Source organism: Bartonella sp. TT119HLJHH (genome assembly GCF_042193385.1).
Taxonomy (GTDB): domain Bacteria; phylum Pseudomonadota; class Alphaproteobacteria; order Rhizobiales; family Rhizobiaceae; genus Bartonella.
In genome coordinates, this window is the sequence record NZ_JBHILS010000113.1 from 1 (window position 1) to 923 (window position 923).

The window sequence follows — 923 nt, forward strand, 5'->3', positions numbered from 1 at the left end:
GTAATAGATTTTTCCCGTTGCGTGGACGCCATAGAGAATAGCTTCTCACATCTTAAAAGATGGTTAACAAAAAGTTAAATATCAAATCTCTCCTTTAAAAATATGATGAAACAAGAATTTACACAAACATTGTTTGCGTGGATGGGTGGTAAACACTATCTGCGTAAGAAAATTATACCGATTTTAAATAATATTGACCATGAAACCTATGTTGAACCGTTTTTAGGCTCTGGTGTTATTTTCCTAAATAAAAGACCAGCAAAATATTCCGTTATTAATGATTTGAATGGAGAAATCACGAATCTGTTCCAATGTGTTCAAAATGACTTTGATGATTTAGCCAAACGACTAGAATGGTTTGTTTGTTCAAGACAGTTGTTTTTTGAACTTGCGGCGATTGAACCAGAAAGCCTTTCCAAAGTTGAAAGAGCCGCCCGTTTTTTGTTTCTCCAACGTTGTGTGATGTATGGAAAAAAAGATTATGTCTCTTTTGGCTTTGGAAGGAAAAAGCCTATAGCATTTAATCCCGATAAGCTGCTATCAAGGATGCGACGTGTTAGACAGAAGCTTCTTGATACAACGATCTTAAATTTGTCGTGGGAACGGGTTATCGAGTTATTTGATGCACCCGACAGTTTATTTTACCTAGATCCGCCTTATCTTGTGAAGAAGAAGTGTTACAGCTCTGGGAATTTTGTTGAAGATGATTTTGTGAGTATGGCAAAAGTTCTCAAAAGCATACAAGGCAAATTTGTCTTGAGTCTAAATGATTGTGATGCGGTTCGAGAGATTTTTAAGGATTTTGACTTTTTAGAATTAGAGACCCTTTGGACAGCAGGTACGGCAAAAAAACCACCCCGAAAAGAACTCTTGATTCGTAATAATTGAAGAAAATCATAAAAAGATTTGTTAGAATCAGAAGA

The 923-nt window shown here is 35.8% G+C and carries 1 protein-coding gene; it reads left to right on the forward strand.

The genetic code is table 11. The annotated features are described in order from the left end of the window. Positions 1-102 precede the first annotated feature (102 nt). Positions 103-888 carry a DNA adenine methylase gene (locus ACFIJL_RS09625; protein WP_375624494.1) on the forward strand — a complete coding sequence of 262 codons (786 nt, stop codon included), beginning with the start codon at positions 103-105 and terminating at the stop codon, positions 886-888. Positions 889-923: the final 35 nt, after the last annotated feature.